We start from the raw sequence: 21,446 nt of genomic DNA, 5'->3' as shown, positions 1-21,446 counted from the left end.
TACGTGGAATATTGTTGGATTACAAGACCAACCGGGAGCACGAATCTACATTTTTGATCGTTATGGAAAACTACTAAAGCAAATCAGTGCTAGAGGAAATGGTTGGGATGGAACGTATAATGGCTATCTGATGCCATCGGATGATTATTGGTTTACGGTGGATTATGTAGAACCATCGACTAGCAGTGCGAAACAATTTAAAGCGCACTTTGCTTTGAAACGATAAGTTAAACTTTAAAAAAAAATATAAAAGTCTCGAGTAAAATCGGGACTTTTTTTATGATAGAAAAGGCAAACGTGAATTTAGCCCCGATGGGAACAACTACCCTGCCAAAGGCAGGTAGTTTGGACAGCGGGAGCAGTAGTGAGAATTGGCAGGGTCGTCCGCTCCTGAAATTAAAAATCCCGCCTTGTTTTAAAACGAGACAGGATTTTAGCTGTATAATTCTAAATTATTTTTTATTATAAACGGCTAAAGCATCTTTCAAAATAGCAACAGAACGAATTAAATCCTCTTTTTTCAAGACGTAAGCAATTCTTACTTCATCTAAACCAACATTTGGAGTCGAATAAAAGCCTGCAGCAGGAGCGACCATAACCGTTTCTTTGTTGTTGTCATAGGTTTCTAAAAGCCATTGTGCAAAATCGTCAGCATTTTTTACGGGTAATTTAGCGATGCAATAAAAGGCACCTTTTGGAGTGGCTACCTTAACGCCTTCAATTTTTTGTAATTCCGCAATTAGCGTATCTCTTCGTTCTTTGTACTCGTCGATAACCGCATCAAAATAGCTTTGAGGTGTTTCCAACGCTGCTTCACTGGCAATTTGAGCATAGGTTGGCGGACTCAATCTTGCCTGTGCAAACTTCATAGCAGTTGCCATAACATCTTTATTTTTAGAAACAATACAACCTATTCGGGCTCCACACATACTGTATCTTTTAGAAACTGAGTCAATCATTATGGCATTTTCTTCTAAACCAGGTACATTCATTACCGAAAAATGGGTATCGTTTTTATCATAAATAAACTCTCTATACACTTCATCAGCAATTAAGAATAAATCATGTTTTTTAACCATTTCAGCCAATTGCATTATTTCTTCATGTGAATATAAATAACCCGTTGGATTTCCGGGATTACAGATCAAAATAGCTTTTGTTTTTGAAGTAATTAATTTTTCAAAAGCAGCTATTGGAGGTAAAGCAAAACCTTCATCAATAGTAGAAATTACGGGAACAACTGTTACTCCAGAAGCCGTCGAGAACCCATTATAATTGGCATAAAAAGGTTCTGGAATAATAATTTCGTCACCAACATCCATGGTACTTCCCATTCCAAAAAGCAAGGCTTCTGAACCACCTGTAGTGATGATGATATCGGCAATATCAATGGGTAAACCATGTGATTTGTAATACGCAGATAATTTTGTTCTATAGCTTTCAAATCCAGCAGAATGGCTATACTCTAACACTTTTATATCCGCATTTTTTACTGCATTTAATGCTACTTCCGGGGTTTTTATATCAGGTTGACCGATATTTAAATGATATACTTTATTGCCTTTCTTTTTTGCAATTTCGGCATAGGGAACCAATTTTCTGATTGGTGATTCGGGCATTTTTTGTCCTTTTAATGAAATTTTCGGCATAAATTTATTATTTGAATTACTAGTTCAGTTTACTGACTCTTGGGTGCAAATTTGCGATTTTTTCATCGGATTACCATTCATTTGAATCGATATAATTTGTTAAAAATAGTAATGACAGAAAATTATTTTTTATTTTTATTAAAAATCAATTAAAATGCGATTTAATTTACTTTTCTTTTTATTATTATTTTCATTTTATGGATATAGTCAATCAGACTTTCAAATAGAGAATAAAAGAACGAAAGTTGTTATTCCCTTTAAATTTATCAATAACTTAATTTTTATTCCTGTAATTGTAAATGGGGTAGAATTGATTTTTTTGCTAGATACTGGCGTTGAACAAACCATACTTTTTAGTTTAGACGATAAAGAGGAAGTTATGTTATTTGAATTGGAAAAATTAAAACTAAGAGGATTGGGTAGCAAAGAGGCAATTGACTCTTATAAATCATCTAAAAATAAAGTTGAAATAAAAGATTATGTTGATTACAACCATGAAATTTATATTATTCTAGACCAAGAGTTTAATTTTTCTTCTCATGTTGGAATACCTGTAAATGGAATTATAGGGTATAATTTTTTTAGTAAAAATATTGTTGAAATTGATTATGATCGGAAGAAAATAATTGTTTACGACCATAATCATAAAAAAATTAGAAATCGACTAAATAAAAAGTTTATTATGGATTCTATTACTATAGAAGGTAATAAACCCTATTGTGTAGCAAACATAAAATCTAATAACGAAACCGTTTCCTCCAAATTATTAATAGACACCGGAAATAGTGATGGTGTATGGGTTTTTACAAATAATACGGATAAAATAAAATTGCCTCAAAAAACCATTCAAGATTATTTAGGGAAAGGTTTTAGTGGGAGTGTCTTTGGTAGAAGAGGACGAATTACCAGTTTTGAATTTGGCAACAAAATTTTTGATTCAACATTAGTTACGTTTCCAGATTCAACTTCAATTAAAAATGTAAACTTTGTTCCTAATAGGGTTGGCTCTGTTGGCAGTGAAATTATCTCAAGATTTTCAATAGTTTTTGATTACTTGAATAATGTCATTTATACGAAACCAAATAGTAGACTAAAGAAACCATTTCAATTTAATATGAGTGGAATAGAAGTGGAACATGCTGGCCTTGAATGGGTAAAAGAAACAATTGAAGAAAATCAAAATGATAAAATAAAAATTTATACGGATAATAGTAGTAAAAATTTAGAGAACAGTTTAAAAATTCGTTTCACACTTAAACCCATTTTCAATATTGCTAGTGTCCGAACTGGTTCCGAAGCTGAAAAAGTAGGAATAAAAGTTGGCGATAAACTACTAAAAATCAATAATAATTCCGTGTATGGCTATACCATCGAAAAAATAAATGAATTACTCAAATCAGAAGAAGGAAAAACAATTGAGATAGAAGTTGAACGAAAGAACAAAACGTATACTTGCAATTTCCAACTCAAAAAAATAATATAAAAAAACCCGTCTGGTTTTGAAACAAGACGGGATTTTTTCTATTGCATCATCGGACTAGTTGATTTTTTTTCCAGCAAATTTACTACTGGTTTTTCAATAACTTCTCCTTTAATCTTCAGAACAACTCGACCCTCTTCGGCATTGACAGCATTCGTCTCAACAGTAATCGTTTTTCTGATTGGTCCAGGATTCATATTATATTTTACATCAATCTTTCCGGTTTTGCCCGGTAAAATAGGCTCGGTTGGTTTAGAGGGAACCGTACAACCGCAGGTAGATTGCACATTGCTAATAATCAAAGGTGCATCACCCGTATTGGTGAACTCAAAAGAACGCAAACCATTGTCATCCTCTTTATTGACCTTTCCATAATCAATAGTATTGTCTTTATCCTTAAACTCAATTTTCGGTCCAATTTGGGCGAAAACCGAAGCATTTATAAGGATTGCCGTAATGAGTAGAACTTTTTTCATAGGTCAAAATTTAATATTTGGTTGAGTAAAAATACTTCCTTTAAATTAAAACACAAAAATTTAATTCTTAATTTTTTCTAAAGTCTTTATTAATTACTTTTGCACTTAAGTTTACAAAAGTAATGCCAATAGAAAATTCAATTGCAAAATCAATAGCAAAAGCAAATTAAATAGCAATAGCAATTACAATTTCAAAAATCAATTGCAATAGTAATAACAATTTCAAAAATCTAATATCTAACATCAAATATCAAATATCAAATATCAAATATCATATATCTAATATCTAAAATCTGAAATCAAAAATCATATGATTCCCGCCCAATTCAACGCCTCCGAAGTAGAAAAAAAATGGTACGATTACTGGATGAAAAACAACTATTTTCATTCCAAACCCGACCATAGAACGCCTTATACCATCACTATTCCACCGCCAAACGTAACCGGTGTACTTCACATGGGACATATGTTGAATAACACTATTCAAGATGTGTTAATTCGACGGGCACGGTTAAAAGGGTTCAATGCCTGTTGGGTTCCGGGAACCGATCACGCCTCTATTGCTACCGAAGCAAAGGTCGTAGCAAAGTTGAAAAGCGAAGGCATTAACAAAAATGATTTAACTCGTGAGGAATTTCTAGTTCATGCGTATGCCTGGACCGATAAATATGGCGGAACAATATTAGAGCAATTAAAGCAATTAGGATGTTCTTGCGATTGGGAGAGAACCAAATTTACAATGGACCCCGATATGAATGTTTCGGTAATCAAATCTTTTGTTGACTTGTATCAAAAAGGCTATATCTATCGTGGGTATCGCATGGTCAATTGGGATCCAGAAGCCAAGACAACTTTGTCCGACGAAGAAGTAATTTACGAAGAACGTCAAGGCAAATTGTATTTCATTCAATATCAAATTGTTGATAAAGATAGTCAAACTCCCTCTCCTTTGGAGAGGGTTGGGCAGAGGCTAACCATTGCCACTACGCGTCCGGAAACCATTTTGGGCGATACTGCTATTTGTATCCATCCTGATGATGAACGCTATCAGCATTTGAGAGGCAAACAAGCCATTGTTCCTATTTGCAACCGATTTATTCCCATCATCTTTGATGAGTATGTCGATATGGAATTCGGGACAGGATGTTTGAAAGTTACTCCAGCGCACGATATTAACGATAAAGCTTTAGGAGAAAAACACCAGCTTGAAATCATCGATATCTTTAATGATGATGCTACACTGAATAGTTTTGGCCTACATTATCAAGGCAAAGATCGTTTTGTGGTAAGAGAAGAAATCGCGAAAGAGCTTGAAAATATAGGTGCTTTATCCAAAACCGAAAATCATATCAACAAAATAGGCACTTCCGAAAGAACCAAAGCTGTGATTGAACCTCGCTTATCTGACCAATGGTTTTTGAAGATGGAAGATTTGGTAAAGCCAGCCATTAAAGCGGTATTAGAAACCAAAGAAATCAAGCTATATCCATCCCGTTTTGACAATACCTATCGTCATTGGTTGGAAAATATCCGCGACTGGAATATTTCACGCCAATTGTGGTGGGGACAACAAATTCCGGCCTATTTCTATGGCGACGGTAAGGAAGATTTCGTAGTAGCTGAAAACATAGAAACTGCACTTGAGTTTGCAAGGATAAAAACTCAAAACCCGCAACTCGAAACCCGTAACTTAAAACAAGACGAAGACGCGCTCGATACTTGGTTTTCCTCCTGGTTATGGCCAATGGCTGTTTTTGGTGGTATCACTGATCCTGAAAACGAAGATTTTAAATACTATTATCCAACGAATGATTTGGTTACTGGACCCGATATTTTATTCTTTTGGGTAGCTCGTATGATTATTGCAGGTTATGAATACACGGGTCAAAAACCGTTTAGCAATGTGTATCTAACTGGATTGGTTCGCGACAAGCAACGTCGTAAAATGTCAAAATCGTTAGGAAATTCGCCAGAACCGTTAGAACTGATTAAAAAATTCGGTGCTGATGGCGTTAGAGTAGGGTTGCTTTTGAGTGCTTCTGCTGGAAATGACATCATGTTTGACGAAGAATTGTGTAATAACGGTAAAGCGTTTGCCAATAAAATATGGAACGCTTTCCGACTTATAAAAGGTTGGGAAGTGGCTGATATTCCACAACCCGAAAGCTCCAAAGTCGCTATTGCATGGTATGAAGCTAAATTGCAACAAACCTTAGTAGAGATAGAAGACCATTTTGAGAAATACCGTTTGTCTGATGCGTTGATGAGTATTTACAAATTGGTTTGGGATGATTTCTGTTCGTGGTTCTTGGAAATAATTAAACCAGGTTACCAGCAACCTATTGACCGTGCTACTTTCAACAAAGCGATAGAAATGCTTGAAGCCAATTTGAAACTGTTGCATCCGTTTATGCCATTTTTAACCGAAGAAATTTGGCAACATATTATTGAACGTACTCCAGAGCAAGCATTGATTATAGCAGAGTATCCAAAAGTAACTTCCTTTATCGCCAAATTAATTGCTGATTTCGATTTTGCTACCGAAGTAATAGCTGGTGTGAGAACCATCCGTAAAGACAAAAACATTCCGATGAAAGAGCCGATAGATTTGAAAGTGGTGAATAACGAAAAAATGAGTACATATTTTGATTGTGTAATAATGAAACTGGGCAACATCACTTCATTAGAATATATTAGTGATAAAATTGATGACGCATTGACCTATAGAGTAAACGCTAACGAATATTTTATTCCGGTTTCTGGCAAAATTGATATTGCTGCCGAAATTGCCAAGCTAACCGAAGAGTTGAACTATACACAAGGTTTCTTGCGAAGTGCGCAAGGGAAATTATCCAACGAGAAGTTTGTAGCTGGCGCGCCACCACAAGTGATAGCAAACGAACGAAAAAAAGAAGCCGATGCTCTAGCAACAATTGCTACTATTGAGCAGAGTTTGGCTAGTTTGCAATAATGAGAAACTCTTGATACTAGTATAAAAGGCACTTCAATTGAAATGCCTTTTTTTATTCTTTAATAATTTTGGTAGACAACACTTTGCTTTCGGTTTATTAATTGACTGTCGATGATTTCGAGCAACGCGAAGGTGGTTTTCTAATAATAAATAAGTCTAAGTTAGCAATGAACCGCCACTTTTGACAAACAGGAGTTTTCTGAATATTTGTTTATTGTTTCTTTATAAATTCATTTACCCTCTTTACTGGTTTCTATAATCTGAATATCTTTTGGGGTCAATAGTTTTCTATTTCAATATTAAAACGAATACTGATACATCCACATAAACGTCACCCCTTGATTATCGTTTAGCCCTAAGTATTGAGTAGACTTATGGGTTAGCTCAATTCCGGTTGATACCGTTTTATTAACCTCCCAAATAACATTACCAAAATAGGTGCTGTTTTTCCAAACGCCAGCTCCCATTAAATCTTGCTTATTACATTCATCCTGTCCATATCCGAAACGGCTTTGCAGATTTTTTTGCCAAAAATAGGTGGCCTCTGTCCAAAATCCCTTACTACGGATTTCATTGTCGTTATCTCCTTTAGTAGTTTGCAGTATAGTTCCCAAATAGTTGCCAAGGGCTTGACCGGCATATACTTCTCCCTGAATTCCGAATCGCTTTCCTAAACGAAGAGCATACTCGCCGCATATCCCATTTACCTGAGGTTTATTAATACGGGTATTTACTATTACTCCCCCAATGGTTTCATTTTTAAATACTCTATAACTACCTGTTATACCCGAAATAGCTAATTCAAATGCATTGAAGGGTACCCAGGCATTATCATCTTTTTTGGTTTCATACTTAACAGCCCACTCTAAATTAGGAACGCCATTGTTTTCGGAATTGTTTCGGAGGTCTTTAGAAAAGTAAGTTGAAACTGGCTGAGAAGCGGCGAGTGTAATAGAGAGTTTACTGTTTTTTCCCGTTTCAATAAATCGGGTGGCCCGAAGCTGTCCTCTTGAGCTATTGCCTACACACCCCGAAGAGGCGAGGGCAAAATACCCATCAATCATATTAGGTATTCGCTCGGAAAAAACATCTACCTGTTGGCCCACTGCAAACCTCCACTGATCATTCTTCATATCCACATACATCATAGCGGGTAACAAGCCATAAGCAGGATCTGACAAATCGCGAATAACATAAAAAACCATTTTTGTACCCAACTTAAATGAACCCATTTGAGGTCCGTCGGCAGCCAGATAAATGGTACTGGCTCGGGCATTGATATCAAAGGTTCCCTCTACCCCTGTGGCATCTTTTGGTAAAAGCAAATAGGCCGTTCCTGTACTGGGGGCTGGTCTACGATTGGTAAGCAGCATCGTTGTTTTTAAGTTTGCCCCAAAATAAACATTTATCGAGCTATCTGCTAAGCTGAAAATGGGCTTAGGAGTTTGTGAAAATCCGTGTTTGAACCAAGCGACCAAGAGGAAATAAATAATTATATTTTTTTTCATAACAAAGTTAGCATGTATGATTGATTTTTTTAATTTTCAAAAATATAATCAAAACTTTTATTGAGCACTTTGTACTAATCTAGCTACTATTTTTTGTTGGCTTTTACTTAATGGCTTTTGTTGGCCGGTTTCGTGGTGATGATCGCTCATGCTAACCGGGGTATAAGCCCTAGGGGAACTTAGCTTAAAAATAGACTTTCCTTCTTTGATGGTTTGAACCACATTAATATCTGTAATTTTTGCAGGAGTTACTTTGAGGGGATTATTATCTAGAATAACAAAATCAGCCAATTTACCGGCTTGAAGGGTTCCTTTGCTTTTTTCTTCCTTAATTTGATAAGCAGCGGCTGATGTAACTGCTTGCAGTGCCTGATAGGGAGAAATTCGCTGATCGGCGCCTAACACTTTTCCGGAACTGGTTACTCTATTCACGGCTGCCGATATCAGGGGCATTATCATAGGAGGAGTAATTGGCGCATCATGAGAAAGCGTGAAAGGAACGCCGGCTTTTAGCATAGACTGTGCTGCCATCCCATTGGAGGCACGTTTTGTTCCCCATATTATTTCTATCTCATCTCCCTGTCCATATAAGCCAAAAGATAAGAAAGACGGGATTGCACCCACTGCTTTCATTCGGGCAATTTGATCGGGCCTTGCGTAACCACAATGAACAAAAACCGGCCTATGGTCGCTCATGCCATGTTTTTTAATGGCAGCTTCAATAGCCCTCAACGCCTGCTCAATTGCCTCATCACCCATCACATGCATATTGATTTGCATATTGGTTTTCCAATACTTGTCAAAAAACGAAAAAATTAGTGAATCCGGAATCTGTCCATATCCTTTAAAGCCGGGCTCTCTTCCGGGCGGAGGAGTGGCATATGCTTCAGACATCCAGGCCATAACCGGATTTCCATCTAACCATAATTTTATTCCCCCCAATCTTACTCGATTTATATATCGCTTATCTAAGTCAACACGCTTGCTAAGTAATTTGGTTGCATTTTTAGTTGACTTAGGTGAATAGGATTCGCTAACTCCATACGCAGCATTAACGACATCATCCGTTGCAGATTCTTTAGAAAAAACCACCAAATCTATAGGCAATATTTTCTTTTCTATGGCATTTTCAACAATAGAAATATCGTCTGCCCCTAATCCCAATCCGCATTCCATAGCGGTGGTTTGTCCATTACTAACCCAAAACTCACTCGCTCCTTTAATTACTTTATCAGCAGCTTCTCCTGTAAATGCGGGACGTTGGTTTCTTACATCAATAAGGGCAGTTTCTTCCATGGGACCTAAGGGCTTTTTACTGCCTTTTTCTCTAATGTATTCTCCACCGGCAGGATCAACTGTTTTCTCGTCTATATGTAAAAGTTTCATCAGCGCATGGTTCATAGAACCGCCATGCCCCGAAGCATGAACAATAAGTACGGGTCTATCCATGGAGATTTGATCTAATTCATCTGCAGTTGGATGTCGTAACTCTTTCATTTTTAGCGGAGCATACCCCATACCCACTATCCATCCATCTCCAGCAACCTGAGCAATATGCGATTGCATGCGCTTAATAATTTCCGGAATATCTTTCACACCAGTCAAGGATTGATCCATTAGGTTTTTCCCGTAATAAACCATATGTCCATGGGCATCTATAAAACCAGGGAGCAATGTTTTGCCTTGCAGGTCGTTCATAACCGTATTATCACCCTTCATTTTTTCTGCTTCCGATTTGCTACCTACAAAAACAATCTTGCCCTCTTTGACGGCAACAGCTTCGGCATACTTTGCCTCATTGCCTTCCATGGTAATGATATCCCCTCCAAAATAAATAGCATCTGCGGAGTTGGTAACTTCTTGTTTTTTGCAACTAACTAAAACTAGTAAAAAGCATGCGATAATTGATTTTTTCATTTTATGACTTTTTAGTTGTTATTGTTTTTTATAAATTGATTTACCTTCTTTAATGGTCTCCACCACTTTTACATCCTTAATTTCTATGGGAGCTACTTTCAAAGGATTTTTATCCAATATTACAATGTCGGCCAGTTTACCCGCCTTCAAACTGCCTTTAGTATTTTCTTCGAAATACTGATAAGCACCATTGATGGTAAGTGCTTTCAACCCACGATAGGCATCAATGCGTTGCGTTCCGCCCACTACAACCCCATTACGGGAAATTCGGTTTACCGAAGTCCACAATAAAAACAATTGATCCATCGGGGTTACACTGGCATCGGTATGGTTGGTTGCAATGATATCCATGTCCATGGCTGATTTCATGGGGCTAAGAAAACTCGCTCTTTCCATACCCAAATTGGCAATATGCACGTCGCCCCAATAGAAAGTATGGTTGGTAAAAAAGCTTGGCAACATTTTGTATTTCTTATAACTATCGAGTTGGTCGGGCCGCATAATTTGGGAGTGAATAATCACAGTGCGTCGATCTGCAGTACTGTCATTCAGTTTTCGCAGGGCATTCTCATGACCTTTTATCATCATATCAATAGAGGCATCGCCATTGCAATGCGAATATAGTTGCACTTTATTGGAGTAGCAACCTAACATCAGTTCATTGATTTGTTCTTGTGTCAGATTTGGAAAACCTTTACAGTCGTGACTACATCCCGGTACAGGCGTTAAATAGGATTTTGTAAGAAAGGCGGTTTTCCCTTGTGGTGAGCCATCAGTAGCAATTTTCAGCCCACAATATTTCAAATGATTATTATAAACACCCCATTTAATTTTTCCCGTTCCCAATAACTCTTTCGCCATTTGAAAAGATGGGGCTGCTTCCAAATCGATAAACAGCAGTTTGGCAGCAGCAGCTTTTGCTAGTAAAGGCATTTTTTCTGGTGTTACTAAATGTTCTGCCGCAGTAGTGACCCCACAACTGGCATAATATTCCTGCGCCGCTTTTATTTTTTTAAATTCCTGTTCATCTGATAATACCGTTTTGGTTAAGGGCATAAAAGACACCATGGCCATTTCCTGTACCAGGCCTTCCAAATCGTTACTTCCTTTTTTGCGAATAAACGTACCGCCAGAAGGATCTTTTGTTGCTGCTGAAACACCAGCTAGTTTAAAAGCAAGAGTATTGGCCACTAGCATATGGCCCGATGTATGAATTAATACCACGGGATTGGTCGGAAAAGCAGCATCCAATTCGGCTGCAGTGGGATGTCTTTTTTCAGTTAAAAAATCCTGGTCATATCCCCAGCCAATCAATAAGCTGGTATCACTGAATTTTTGTTTTGTTTTCAATGCTTTTAGGGCAGTAACAATGTCGGGTATGGAAGCTACAGTACCTACCGGTGCAGGACTGAGGTTGGCCTGCATCGTACCATCGGCAATCGTCAATAAGTGGCTATGGCAGTCAATAAAACCCGGTAATAATGTTTTGCCTTGCAGGTCGTTCATAACCGTTTTGTCACCCCTCATTTTTTCTGCTTCCGATTTGCTTCCTACAAAAACAATTTTGCCCTCTTTTATGGCAACAGCTTCGGCATACTGTGCCTCATTGCCTTCCATGGTAATGATATCCCCGCCAAAATAAATAGCATCTGCGGGATTGGTAACTTCTTGTTTTTTGCAACCAACTATTCCTAAAAAGGAAATAAAAATTACGAAGAGATTGATTTGTTTCATGATTGTTTTGTTTTTTATATTTTACTTTCCAATCTAATAAGTTTTAAAATAGTTTATTTATGATTTTGAAGATGGTTTATCGTCAACATAAGGCGACATTTAAAATGCTTCTTTTTCGATTACTGAAAAACGAAGTTAAGATTTTTTTTTTTGCAATAAATGATTTATGTTTTTTTTCAATAAACAAAAAATCCTGCTTATCATTAAACAGGATTTTTAATCTTCAGGACTATTCAATAGTAGCTACTAAAACTTAAACCCAAAGCTGAAATAGATCGAATTAAGCTGTTCAACTTTTCGTTCTACACCGTCTTTTTTCATTTTACTCAAGTCACCCTGACCTTCAAATCCAATTCCGATACTCGTTTTATCTGAAATTAAAAATTTTACCCCGGTATTAAAAACTATACCATAATTCCAACCTAAGTTTTTTGTAGTACTATTACCAGTAAGGGTTTCTAGTTCTGATTTTAGCAATGTGCTAGCATAGAATCCAGCACCAACATTAAAAAATACTTTTGAATTTGATTGATCCATGTTAAACATAACATAATCGCCTCCTATTTTTAGTGGAATTTGCAGGTAAGAATTTTGTAGACTTGCCGTGGCTCCATTTAGCGTTAGGTTAGTATTAAGTTCCATTAAACTAACCCCTGAGGATAACCCCCAATTTTTACCCAATTTATAGGATAATAATAAATCGCCAGCATTACTATTGGCATTTAAAGACACAAAACCAGATTGATTTATTTTAGCCCATCCCAGTTTTGCAGTGGCTACAAACTCTAATTTACTTTCTTTTGCTTCTTTTGTGTTTTGAGCTAAACATACAACAGTAATTAAAAGTAACGATGTGGTAAGCAATAATTTTTTCATAAGAAATTTGTTGATTTTTAAATTAAAATAGTAATAGACATATAATTCATACAAAATAAATAAAAAAATCCCATTGAAACAAATGATTGGGATTTGATAAAAAATGTATTGAGAGTTTGTGGAGTTGGGTTATTCGGTCATCTTTTCAAATGCTACTTTAGCATTAGCTTTTCCTTTTGAATTGGTGTCTAAATACAATTCATATCCTACAAGCAGTTTTACTTTTTTGGTTTCGCCGTTTTTAATGGGTATAATCTCTATAATTTTTCCATTTTGTTGTGTTCGAATAGAAAATTCCCTTTTACCAATATTTTCAACCATCGCAAAGCAATTTTGTCCGTCGTAAGGGTTTTTTGTTGCATCTTGTCCTGGTCCTTTTCCAGTTATAGACATACTTTGGGAAGGATTCAATTCAAATTCAGCTTGAGCGGACAGGTCATATTGGGTGAAGAATACAGCACAGAGTAGTATAATCAGTTTTTTCATTTTATGATGTTTAGTTATTAGTTATTTTTTTTTGGTTTTGATTTTTTTTATTAACAAAAGACCCGCACTAATTCCTTACTGAAACTAGGAGCAATTTGCTTCTTTTTTATTGCTAATAGTCGAGAGCCATCGAGCAACTAGTTAGTATCAAAGTTAAAAGATTTTATATTTGTTGGTTTTATTTTAACTTTTTGTTGGGTTGTTGGTTGTTGACTGAAAGTTGGGAGCGTAAGCGGAGCTTTTAAATTCTTGCACGGATTGCAAATCCGAGCTAATCGGACTGACGTTTTTAATAATTTCACCCAACGGGTTCTTTTATTTATTTTATTATAAATGATTACAAAGGTATTAATAACCGCAAATTTGTTATAAATTATATCACTATAATTAATCAATAAAAAAAAAAACAAGTCAAAACATTCTAAAATTAAATCTGTTTTTAATATTAAAAATGCTAATAAGTGGCTCTTTTCGGTTTCATTTATAAATAAAATAGGTTTTTAATCGATTTTTAATGACGTTTATCCATAAAGAGTAGCATGAACGGTCACTTTTAATAACTTTGAAATACCTTAATCTATAAATCTATTTCTTAACCATCTTAATTGCGTAAATATGAAAAAGTGTGCCCCTTTTTTTGTTGCGATTGCTAATGTTTCATTTTTTTATTGTTTTTCTCAACAAAATAATCAAAATTTTATTTCTAATAATCAACAACTTGTAGTTGTTTCCTATCATGTTGAAGAAAGAATAAACATGAATTTCGGAAGTCGAATAACGACCTATAATGTGCCCAGCTTAGATTATATTGAAAGGAAAGATTTAGGAGAAAATAATTCCAGAAAAATAACACCTAAGTATGCTAAAGTAAGGACTAAATTGAATGCGCTAAGGATTGATTGCGATAAAAAACCTAAGCAATTATTTAAAAGTTCCTTTATTATATCACAATTAGTCGATTCTGATGTTATTGCTCCTAAAAAAAGAGCAAGGCCTTTTGTTACTATTGATGTTGTGGGCACTTATGAAAGAGTTATGGATAAAGGTTACAGATCGGTTGATATGCTCACTAAAGTTGCGGATAGACATTTTTTTGATGGCAACTTAATACTGGCAGCTAAATGGTATAGCGAGTTATTTGAAAATAAAACAGATTTGGGAGCAGTCTATTATTATCGATACGCCCAATCTTTATTAGGTGTTGGTGAAACTGTTAAAGGCAATGAGATGATGAAAATATTTGAAACAAAAAGTTTGTAAAAAAAAGCACAAAAAAATCCCGTCATGTTTAAAGAATCAAGACGGGATTTTTTAAATATAAGTTATTAAAACTGCTCTCTTCCTGCAAAATGGAAAGCACTTTCAATTGCAGCATTCTCATCAGAATCTGAACCGTGAACTGCATTTTCACCAACTGAAATAGCATATTTTTTGCGGATAGTTCCTTCTGCAGCTTGCGCTGGATTTGTTGCACCGATTAACGTTCTGAAATCTTCAACAGCATTATCTTTCTCCAAGATGGCTGCTACGATTGGTCCACGAGTCATAAATTCTACTAATTCTCCGTAGAAAGGTCGTTCTGCGTGTACAGCATAAAATGCTTTTGCATCAGCTACCGTTAGTTGCGTTAATTTCATTGCTACAATTCTGAAACCACCTTCAGTAATCATATTTAAAATTCCACCGATGTGTCCGTTTTCAACACCATCAGGTTTAATCATTGTGAATGTTCTATTCGTTGCCATTTTTGTTTTATTTTAATTTTGGTGCAAAAGTAATACTTTTAAATAGAATTTTAAAGCGTTGTATGCTATAAAGTAATAATAGTAAAGTTTGGTTCCAAAGGTTTTAATTCTGAAATCAATTTTTGGATAAATTCATTTCCATAATCTGCATAAAACTCAGCAAAATTGGCTATTCGTTCTTGCAACCCTTGATTTGGGAATAACTCGTTTTGCAGTTGGATAATTCGTTCGAGTTCGTCTGCATGCATTTTTTTTTCGGCTTTAAGTAAACGTTTTTCTAAATTTTCTAAGCCTTTTATTTGTTTGGTTTGTTGAGCATTTACTGCGCCGATAAACGATTTGTCGGTTTGATTTGCAATAGTAATTAACTTCTCAAACTGTTGTTTTAGATGCTCTTTTTGCTCTGAAAAGTCGATTTTGAATTGAGAGAATTCTTTGGTTTTATTATTGAAAAGTTTTTGTTGATTGCTAAACAAATCAGCCCACGAAAGTTGTAATCGGTCTGCTTTTTGAGCTTGCTTTTCTGATGCTAATACTACGGAGTTTCGAACAAGTAGTATTGGAAATGTAATGTTGTTTGCATCAAAATTTGATTTTAATTGCAACCAATAAGCAATTTCGCCTGCTCCACCAATATAACATAAATTAGGTAAAATTACTTCCTCGTACAAAGGACGTAGGATTACATTTGGGCTAAATTTTTCAGGATTTTTTTCTAATAATTCTAAAATTTCTTTTTCAGAAAAGGCTAGAGTAGTTTTATTTATTTTGAACAAATCATCTTCAAACACAATGCGTTCTCGGAGGGTATCTTCTATGTAAAACAGATTAATTTCTCTAGGGTTAACCTGAATTTCATAATCATTAACCAGGATAGCATTAACTTCAGAAACCTTTTGAAATGAGGTGCGATTTGATAATTCTTCTCTCGCAAATGGAACGAATAACTGTTTTAAAGAAGTGTCATCACTATCTAGAATCACTAATCCTTTCGAACCAAATAATTCATTCGCCAGAAAGCGCGTAGCATCTGCTAGAGTATCAAATTTTAAATAACTGTTCTCGAAAAGTTCTTTTAAATAATTTGCGTTTTGACCAATACCTAGTTCTAAGTCAAATGTTTTTAAAACCTTGTCTAATCCTTTTGTTGAAAGTCTACCAACTGGTCCGTTACTTTCTGCATTCCATTTGATTTTCACCTTTTTAAAATTGAAAAAATTAATTTCTTCAAAATCATGATCTTCGGTTGCCATCCAATAAATGGGAACAAAATTATGATTGGGATATTCTTTTTTTAAAGTAGCACAAAGGTTTATGGTGGAAACTATTTTGTATAAAAAATATAATGGTCCTGTAAATAAATTAAGTTGATGCCCGGTGGTAATCGTAAACGTTTTTGAATCGGATAAAAGTGAAATATTCTTTGCAGTATCTTCAGTAATTATAAATCCTTTGTATTGATTTTGAATTGCATTTACTAATATTTTCCTGTTTTCCAGAGGATAATTTAATGCTTTTTCTTCAATCTGACTTTTAAAATTTTCGAGTTTAGGGAATCGATTGTAAAGCGATTTTAGTTCAGGCTTTTCATCTAAATAATCGACAATTAATTTAGTAAAATATCCCGATTTTTGATAGCTTATACAGTCAGTTGGCATCATAGAAACTAATTACGGATTTGTTACAAAGTTTCCAAAAATATAGTCATCGCCAAGGGTAAACTCACTATTCTCCTTATTTAATGTTACTTTTTTAAAATGAATAATGTGTTGAAAACCATTACCTAAAGTAGTAGTACTTACTTCGATAATTCCACTAACAGCTTCAACACCCGTTACCGCATTCCATTCTTGTGAAAGTATTGGTGTCGTTGGACTTGGTGTTGTACAAAAAAACGCATTAGTAATTGCAGTGTTGTACAATCTATAGGTTAATTTATTTGTCGCATTAATTATAGCTGTCCTCGGTGTTGTGGTTACGGCATTGGCAAATAATGTTGCATAATTAGAGCCAACATCTAAGAAAAAAACTTCACTGCCATTAAAATTGAAGATTCGATTATCACTAACACTACAAGTGCTTTTAGCAACTTGGTCATCAAAATCGAATGCTAATGGACTGAATGAGGTGCTATAGTTTCCAAAAATAAAAGTTTCATACGACTGAGGACCACTAGGTTTTTGAAAGGTCACATTTTTAAGCACTATATAATATTTATAACCCGTAATTTCTGTAGCATTGGTAATGGCGTCAGTTGTTTTAATTGCCGTTGCAGTAATTTGAATTATTCCATCACTAGCAATCCATTGTTCCGTTACATTCGGAGTTGCATCTGGAATTGTTGGGCATATATTATTAACAGAAACGGTACCATTATATTTTCTATAGGTCACTTTATTTGTTGCGTTTATAACCAATTCTATTGGCTCGCCATCAAGAGTTTGATTTTCAACAAAAGTAGAAGCTGGAATTTCAAGCAGCAGCATTTCACGGTCTTTAATTTTGTATATCACATCTTTTGTACTGCATTTTTGAGCAGTAACTTCCGAAAAGTCGATGACATCAACCGTTAAATTTCCATCATCACATGCCGTTAAGAATAGTAATAATGAGAGTATACTGATAATTCTTTTCATTGGAATTGAATAAGTTTTTAGCAAAAATAAGTTTTTTATACTATTAATTTTGCCTTTTATCATTTAATTAAGAACCTCCTTTTTATATTTGCACCATGCAAAATATATATCTAGACAATGCCGCTACAACACCAATCCGTCAAGAAGTTATTGATGAAATGGTTGGGGTTATGCAATCTGAATATGGAAATCCATCTTCAACGCATGGCATTGGGAGAAGTTCAAAAGCAATTATCGAAACAGCTAGAAAAACAATTGCCAACTATTTGCATTGCAATGCACAGGAAATTGTATTTATATCAACTGCTACCGAAGCAACGAATTGGATTTTAAGAAGTGCTGTTAAAGATTTTGGTGTGAAACGAATCATAACTTCCAAAGTAGAACATCATGCCACTTTATATTCTATTTTGGCTTTGCAATCAGAATTTGGAATTCAGACAGAATACCTCACTGTTGATGCCGATGGCGCTTTAGATTATGAAAGATTAGTGTCATTGCTTTCGGCAGAAGTTAAAACCATCGTATCACTGATGCATGTCAATAACGAAACCGGTCTAATCAATGATATCAATAGGATTGGGGCGATGTGTCATCAAGCAAAGGCCTTGTTTCATTGTGATACCGTACAATCAATAGGAAAAACAGAATTAGATTTGCAGCAATTACCTATTGATTTTGTGGTGGCAAGCGCACATAAATTTCATGGTCCAAAGGGAATTGGATTTGCATTTGTTCGAAAAAATTTAGTGCTTCAACCCATGATTTTTGGCGGTGAACAGGAAAAAGGATGGCGTGCCGGAACAGAAGCAGTGCATCAAATTGCTGGCATGGCGAAAGCATTAGCACTTTCATATGATCATTTAGCTGAGGAGCGAAACTATATTTCTGATTTAAAAGCGTATTGTTTGAAGCAATTGCAATCTGCTTTTTCTGAAGTGAAGGTTAACGGAAAAGATACGTTTTATAATATTCTAAATATTTTACTGCCTTTTTCGCCAGAAAAGACTGCCATGATATTATTTAATTTGGATATGAAAGGAATAGCTGTTTCAAGAGGTAGTGCTTGTCAAAGCGGAAGTATAAAGCCTTCGCATGTTTTGGCTCAAATGCTACCAGATGAGGATTTAAAAAAGCCAAGTCTACGTATTTCTTTTAGTCATTATAATACCAAAGAAGAAATCAATTATTTTGTGGAAACTTTGAAAAACATCTAGATTATTTTATATAATCTTCTTAATAACACGCAATCGGTGCGTATGTCTATTTTGCTCTGCATTATAAATTCCAAGATGGTCTAATCGGTCAATCCTTACTTTCCCACTGGCATGAATGATGTAGTTGTTTTCCATAATAATCCCGACGTGGATTATCTTTCCTTCTTCGTTGTCAAAGAAAGCCAAATCGCCTGGTTCACTTTCTTCAATAAAACTTAATACTTCTCCTTGCGTTGATTGTTGAGAGGCATCTCGAAGTAATTTATAACCGTTAAGTTTATAAACCATTTGGGTAAATCCAGAACAATCAATTCCAAAAGGTGTTTTTCCGCCCCAAAGATAGGGTGCATTCAAATAAAGAAATGAAGTTGTTATCAAGTCAGATTTTGGCTTAAGACCACTGACTCTCAAACCTTCAAATTCAAAATTTTCAATATTAATTTCGCTATGATGTAAAAATGACACTGATGCTCCTAACGGAATTGGCAATAAAATATTGGATGGGTTAGAGACATATTCCACCAAATCGGAGTTTAAGATTATGGCGTCTTTTGATAATTCTTTGAAACTTTTTTCTGAAATGATTTGATATTGCTTAGAATCAACCCAACCCTCATAATCATCAAAATATAACTTAATTTTTGACCATTGATTTTGAGTTTCAATAATTTCAAAATGCTCCCCAAACAAGATCTGCGAAACGATTTCGCTTCGATCGCTAGGTTCAGCACGTAATGGAATTATAGCAAGATTACAAATGGCAAACATCAATGTGATTTTGGATTATGGATTTTGGATTAAGGAATCTAAATATAGGAAACAAATCCTAATTCCCAATTCTTAAATTAATTTTCTTTCGATAACAATAGCCGAAGCACCACCACCTCCATTACAAATAGCGGCAGCTCCAATTTTAGCATTGTTCTGTTCTAATACATTGATTAAGGTAACAATGATTCTAGCTCCTGAACATCCTAGCGGATGTCCTAAAGAAACTGCTCCACCATTTACATTTACTTTGTCATGATCAAGACCAAGGATTTTAGCATTAGCCAAACCAACCACTGCAAAGGCTTCGTTAAATTCGAAAAAATCAACATCTGATACAGATATTCCAGCCTTGTCCAGTGCTTTTGGTAATGCTTTTGCTGGAGATGTAGTAAACCATTTTGGTTCTTGTTCCGCATCGGCATAAGATTTAATGTAAGCCAATGGTTTTAACCCTAATGATTTTGCTTTCTCTTCACTCATTAAAATCAAAGCTGCAGCTCCATCATTAATTGTTGAAGCATTGGCCGCCGTAACTGTTCCATCTTTGGAAAAAACAGCATTTAAAGCTGGAATTTTATCTAATTTTACATTGGTATATTCTTCGTCTTTTGAGAAAATAATGGGTTCTCCACGACGTTGTGGAATTTCAACAGGTACAATTTCATTATTGAATTTTCCAGATTCCCAAGCTTTTGCAGAACGCTCGTACGATTGAATTGCGAAAGCATCTTGCTCTTCTCTTGATATTTTATATTCAGTTGCACACAAGTCGGCACAAACGCCCATAGCGTTATTATCGTATGCGTCTGTCAGTCCATCTTTTTGCATTCCATCAACCATTGTAGTTGGGCCAAACTTCACACCGTTTCTCAAATGTACATAATGTGGAATTAAACTCATATTTTCCATTCCGCCTGCAACAACAATATCAGCATCACCTAGCATAATGGCTTGAGCACCTTGCATTACCGCTTTCATACCTGAAGCACATACTTTGTTAACTGTAGTACACGGAATAGTGTCGGGTAAACCGGCAAAACGAGCTGCTTGTCTTGCTGGGGCTTGTCCAACTCCAGCTTGGACTACATTGCCCATCATGACTTCGTCTACTAAACTTGGCTCTAAATTGATTTTATCTAAAGCCCCCTTGATCGCTGCTGCACCTAATTGGGCAGCAGAAACAGTAGATAAGGAACCCATAAAACTTCCAATTGGCGTTCTAACTGCTGAAACGATAACTACTTTTTTATTCATAATAAATGGATTGTTTATTTCCGCTATACGCTACACTGATTGTGTCTTTCGCATTTGTATTGCAAAACTAAACTTTTATTATAAATTATGGAATTCAAAGCAGAATTATTATCAAATCATTAAAAACAAAAAATTGCATTAGGAGTTACTTTATTGAGAGTGAACTTGTTTTAGGAATATTAATTTTATTCGCTAAAAAAAGAAATGAAATAGTTGTAAATTATAGAATGATAAATTACATTTGCAACCGCTTAAAGAGAAAAAGTTCTTATTTTATATATTGAATTTGGAGAGTTGCCTGAGTGGCCGAAAGGACATGTTTGCTAAACATGCGTATGGGAAACTGTACCAAGGGTTCGAATCCCTTACTCTCCGCTTTTTGTCTTCGGGGTGTAGCGTAGCCCGGTTATCGCGCCTGCTTTGGGAGCAGGAGGCCGCAGGTTCGAATCCTGCCACCCCGACTTTTTAATAGCTTTTTTTGCAAAAACTATTTATGGTTCCATAGCTCAGCTGGATAGAGCAACTGCCTTCTAAGCAGTAGGTCGAAGGTTCGAATCCTTCTGGGATCACGAATGAATGAAAACTCCAATAAAATGTCCAAACTCGTTTGAGCATTTTATTGGAGTTTTTAATTCTCAAAGCGGAGCTTTGAAGGAAGGGCGAAGCCAATCCTTGGCGTATAAACTCGTTTGAGCATTTTATTGGAGTTTTTAATTCTCAAAGCGG

The 21,446-nt window shown here is 35.5% G+C and carries 17 protein-coding genes and 3 tRNA genes; 8 read left to right on the top strand and 12 right to left on the bottom strand.

Features of this window, described 5'->3' with window-relative positions; all coding sequences use genetic code 11:
• Nucleotides 1-226, top strand: a 226-nt coding sequence (locus tag ACIQ2L_RS13155) for a T9SS type B sorting domain-containing protein (RefSeq protein WP_396159563.1), incomplete at its 5' end; no start/stop codon positions are given.
• A 226-nt stretch (nt 227-452) separates the two neighbouring features.
• Here the strand turns inward: ACIQ2L_RS13155 and ACIQ2L_RS13150 are convergent.
• Nucleotides 453-1,649 (bottom strand): pyridoxal phosphate-dependent aminotransferase, encoded by a 1,197-nt coding sequence (locus ACIQ2L_RS13150; protein ID WP_396159561.1) that lies wholly within the window; start codon nt 1,647-1,649, stop codon nt 453-455.
• A 154-nt stretch (nt 1,650-1,803) separates the two neighbouring features.
• Here ACIQ2L_RS13150 and ACIQ2L_RS13145 point away from each other — a divergent pair, with 154 nt between their 5' ends.
• Nucleotides 1,804-3,132, top strand: a complete 1,329-nt coding sequence (locus ACIQ2L_RS13145; protein ID WP_396159559.1) for a PDZ domain-containing protein — start codon at nt 1,804-1,806, stop codon at nt 3,130-3,132.
• A 38-nt stretch (nt 3,133-3,170) separates the two neighbouring features.
• Here the strand turns inward: ACIQ2L_RS13145 and ACIQ2L_RS13140 are convergent, their stop codons facing one another.
• On the bottom strand, nt 3,171-3,605 hold the full coding sequence (locus tag ACIQ2L_RS13140; protein WP_396159557.1) for a DUF1573 domain-containing protein: 435 nt from the start codon (nt 3,603-3,605) through the stop codon (nt 3,171-3,173).
• A gap of 310 nt (nt 3,606-3,915) precedes the next feature.
• Here ACIQ2L_RS13140 and ACIQ2L_RS13135 point away from each other — a divergent pair, with 310 nt between their 5' ends.
• Nucleotides 3,916-6,576: a valine--tRNA ligase gene (locus ACIQ2L_RS13135; RefSeq protein WP_396159555.1), complete on the top strand. Its 2,661-nt coding sequence runs from the start codon at nt 3,916-3,918 to the stop codon at nt 6,574-6,576.
• 299 nt (nt 6,577-6,875) lie between these two features.
• Here the strand turns inward: ACIQ2L_RS13135 and ACIQ2L_RS13130 are convergent, their stop codons facing one another.
• From ACIQ2L_RS13130 to ACIQ2L_RS13110, 5 genes are all read right to left on the bottom strand, one after another.
• The gene (locus ACIQ2L_RS13130) at nt 6,876-8,084 is read right to left on the bottom strand and encodes a hypothetical protein (protein WP_396159553.1); all 1,209 of its coding nucleotides are present in this window, start codon (nt 8,082-8,084) and stop codon (nt 6,876-6,878) included.
• Nucleotides 8,085-8,141: 57 nt separating this feature from the next.
• Complete coding sequence (locus ACIQ2L_RS13125; RefSeq protein ID WP_396159551.1) at nt 8,142-10,001, bottom strand: amidohydrolase; 1,860 nt, start codon at nt 9,999-10,001, stop codon at nt 8,142-8,144.
• An 18-nt stretch (nt 10,002-10,019) separates the two neighbouring features.
• Nucleotides 10,020-11,735: an amidohydrolase gene (locus ACIQ2L_RS13120; RefSeq protein WP_396159548.1), complete on the bottom strand. Its 1,716-nt coding sequence runs from the start codon at nt 11,733-11,735 to the stop codon at nt 10,020-10,022.
• A 246-nt stretch (nt 11,736-11,981) separates the two neighbouring features.
• A complete protein-coding gene (locus ACIQ2L_RS13115) occupies nt 11,982-12,611 on the bottom strand; it encodes a hypothetical protein (RefSeq protein ID WP_396159546.1) in 630 nt (209 codons plus the stop codon).
• Nucleotides 12,612-12,740: 129 nt separating this feature from the next.
• Nucleotides 12,741-13,097, bottom strand: coding sequence for a hypothetical protein (locus ACIQ2L_RS13110; protein WP_396159544.1), 357 nt, complete (start codon nt 13,095-13,097; stop codon nt 12,741-12,743).
• Between the two features lie 615 nt (nt 13,098-13,712).
• Between ACIQ2L_RS13110 and ACIQ2L_RS13105 the strand changes: the two genes are divergently transcribed.
• On the top strand, nt 13,713-14,357 hold the full coding sequence (locus ACIQ2L_RS13105; protein WP_396159541.1) for a hypothetical protein: 645 nt from the start codon (nt 13,713-13,715) through the stop codon (nt 14,355-14,357).
• A gap of 65 nt (nt 14,358-14,422) precedes the next feature.
• Here ACIQ2L_RS13105 and ACIQ2L_RS13100 read toward each other — a convergent pair whose 3' ends face one another.
• The 3 genes from ACIQ2L_RS13100 to ACIQ2L_RS13090 form a co-directional block, all read right to left on the bottom strand.
• A complete protein-coding gene (locus tag ACIQ2L_RS13100; protein ID WP_396159538.1) occupies nt 14,423-14,842 on the bottom strand; it encodes a nucleoside-diphosphate kinase in 420 nt (139 codons plus the stop codon).
• A gap of 65 nt (nt 14,843-14,907) precedes the next feature.
• Nucleotides 14,908-16,500 carry a bacillithiol biosynthesis cysteine-adding enzyme BshC gene (gene bshC / locus ACIQ2L_RS13095; RefSeq protein ID WP_396159565.1) on the bottom strand — a complete coding sequence of 531 codons (1,593 nt, stop codon included), beginning with the start codon at nt 16,498-16,500 and terminating at the stop codon, nt 14,908-14,910.
• 12 nt (nt 16,501-16,512) lie between these two features.
• The gene (locus ACIQ2L_RS13090; RefSeq protein ID WP_396159536.1) at nt 16,513-17,478 is read right to left on the bottom strand and encodes a hypothetical protein; all 966 of its coding nucleotides are present in this window, start codon (nt 17,476-17,478) and stop codon (nt 16,513-16,515) included.
• Between the two features lie 95 nt (nt 17,479-17,573).
• On the opposite strand from ACIQ2L_RS13090, the gene ACIQ2L_RS13085 reads away from it, so the two are divergent.
• Nucleotides 17,574-18,695 (top strand): cysteine desulfurase family protein, encoded by a 1,122-nt coding sequence (locus ACIQ2L_RS13085; protein ID WP_396159534.1) that lies wholly within the window; start codon nt 17,574-17,576, stop codon nt 18,693-18,695.
• Nucleotides 18,696-18,701: 6 nt separating this feature from the next.
• On the opposite strand, the gene ACIQ2L_RS13080 is transcribed toward ACIQ2L_RS13085, so the two are convergent.
• Together ACIQ2L_RS13080 and ACIQ2L_RS13075 are read right to left on the bottom strand one after the other, a co-directional pair.
• Nucleotides 18,702-19,463 (bottom strand): NlpC/P60 family protein, encoded by a 762-nt coding sequence (locus ACIQ2L_RS13080; protein WP_396159532.1) that lies wholly within the window; start codon nt 19,461-19,463, stop codon nt 18,702-18,704.
• 72 nt (nt 19,464-19,535) lie between these two features.
• Nucleotides 19,536-20,720, bottom strand: coding sequence for an acetyl-CoA C-acyltransferase (locus ACIQ2L_RS13075; protein ID WP_396159530.1), 1,185 nt, complete (start codon nt 20,718-20,720; stop codon nt 19,536-19,538).
• 288 nt (nt 20,721-21,008) lie between these two features.
• On the opposite strand from ACIQ2L_RS13075, the gene ACIQ2L_RS13070 reads away from it, so the two are divergent.
• The 3 genes from ACIQ2L_RS13070 to ACIQ2L_RS13060 all read left to right on the top strand — a co-directional run bounded on the left by ACIQ2L_RS13070 (nt 21,009) and on the right by ACIQ2L_RS13060 (nt 21,289).
• Nucleotides 21,009-21,095 (top strand) — tRNA-Ser (locus ACIQ2L_RS13070).
• Nucleotides 21,096-21,106: 11 nt separating this feature from the next.
• Nucleotides 21,107-21,181, top strand: a tRNA-Pro gene (locus ACIQ2L_RS13065).
• 34 nt (nt 21,182-21,215) lie between these two features.
• Nucleotides 21,216-21,289 (top strand) — tRNA-Arg (locus ACIQ2L_RS13060).
• Nucleotides 21,290-21,446 lie beyond the last annotated feature (157 nt).

Source organism: Flavobacterium sp. (assembly GCF_044369455.1).
Taxonomy (GTDB): Bacteria; Bacteroidota; Bacteroidia; order Flavobacteriales; family Flavobacteriaceae; genus Flavobacterium.
This window is presented reverse-complemented; position numbering and strand designations above follow the sequence as displayed.

Excerpts from the sequence above, each read along its gene's own strand:
- ACIQ2L_RS13140 (WP_396159557.1), bottom strand. The coding sequence starts at position 3,605 with ATGAAAAAAGTTCTACTCATTACGGCAATCCTTATAAATGCTTCGGTT.
- ACIQ2L_RS13105 (WP_396159541.1), top strand. The coding sequence starts at position 13,713 with ATGAAAAAGTGTGCCCCTTTTTTTGTTGCGATTGCTAATGTTTCATTT.
- ACIQ2L_RS13085 (WP_396159534.1), top strand. The coding sequence starts at position 17,574 with ATGCAAAATATATATCTAGACAATGCCGCTACAACACCAATCCGTCAA.
- ACIQ2L_RS13135 (WP_396159555.1), top strand. The coding sequence starts at position 3,916 with ATGATTCCCGCCCAATTCAACGCCTCCGAAGTAGAAAAAAAATGGTAC.
- ACIQ2L_RS13080 (WP_396159532.1), bottom strand. The coding sequence starts at position 19,463 with ATGTTTGCCATTTGTAATCTTGCTATAATTCCATTACGTGCTGAACCT.
- ACIQ2L_RS13120 (WP_396159548.1), bottom strand. The coding sequence starts at position 11,735 with ATGAAACAAATCAATCTCTTCGTAATTTTTATTTCCTTTTTAGGAATA.
- ACIQ2L_RS13130 (WP_396159553.1), bottom strand. The coding sequence starts at position 8,084 with ATGAAAAAAAATATAATTATTTATTTCCTCTTGGTCGCTTGGTTCAAA.
- ACIQ2L_RS13090 (WP_396159536.1), bottom strand. The coding sequence starts at position 17,478 with ATGAAAAGAATTATCAGTATACTCTCATTATTACTATTCTTAACGGCA.
- ACIQ2L_RS13125 (WP_396159551.1), bottom strand. The coding sequence starts at position 10,001 with ATGAAAAAATCAATTATCGCATGCTTTTTACTAGTTTTAGTTAGTTGC.
- ACIQ2L_RS13110 (WP_396159544.1), bottom strand. The coding sequence starts at position 13,097 with ATGAAAAAACTGATTATACTACTCTGTGCTGTATTCTTCACCCAATAT.
- ACIQ2L_RS13115 (WP_396159546.1), bottom strand. The coding sequence starts at position 12,611 with ATGAAAAAATTATTGCTTACCACATCGTTACTTTTAATTACTGTTGTA.
- ACIQ2L_RS13100 (WP_396159538.1), bottom strand. The coding sequence starts at position 14,842 with ATGGCAACGAATAGAACATTCACAATGATTAAACCTGATGGTGTTGAA.
- ACIQ2L_RS13075 (WP_396159530.1), bottom strand. The coding sequence starts at position 20,720 with ATGAATAAAAAAGTAGTTATCGTTTCAGCAGTTAGAACGCCAATTGGA.
- bshC (WP_396159565.1), bottom strand. The coding sequence starts at position 16,500 with ATGCCAACTGACTGTATAAGCTATCAAAAATCGGGATATTTTACTAAA.
- ACIQ2L_RS13145 (WP_396159559.1), top strand. The coding sequence starts at position 1,804 with ATGCGATTTAATTTACTTTTCTTTTTATTATTATTTTCATTTTATGGA.
- ACIQ2L_RS13150 (WP_396159561.1), bottom strand. The coding sequence starts at position 1,649 with ATGCCGAAAATTTCATTAAAAGGACAAAAAATGCCCGAATCACCAATC.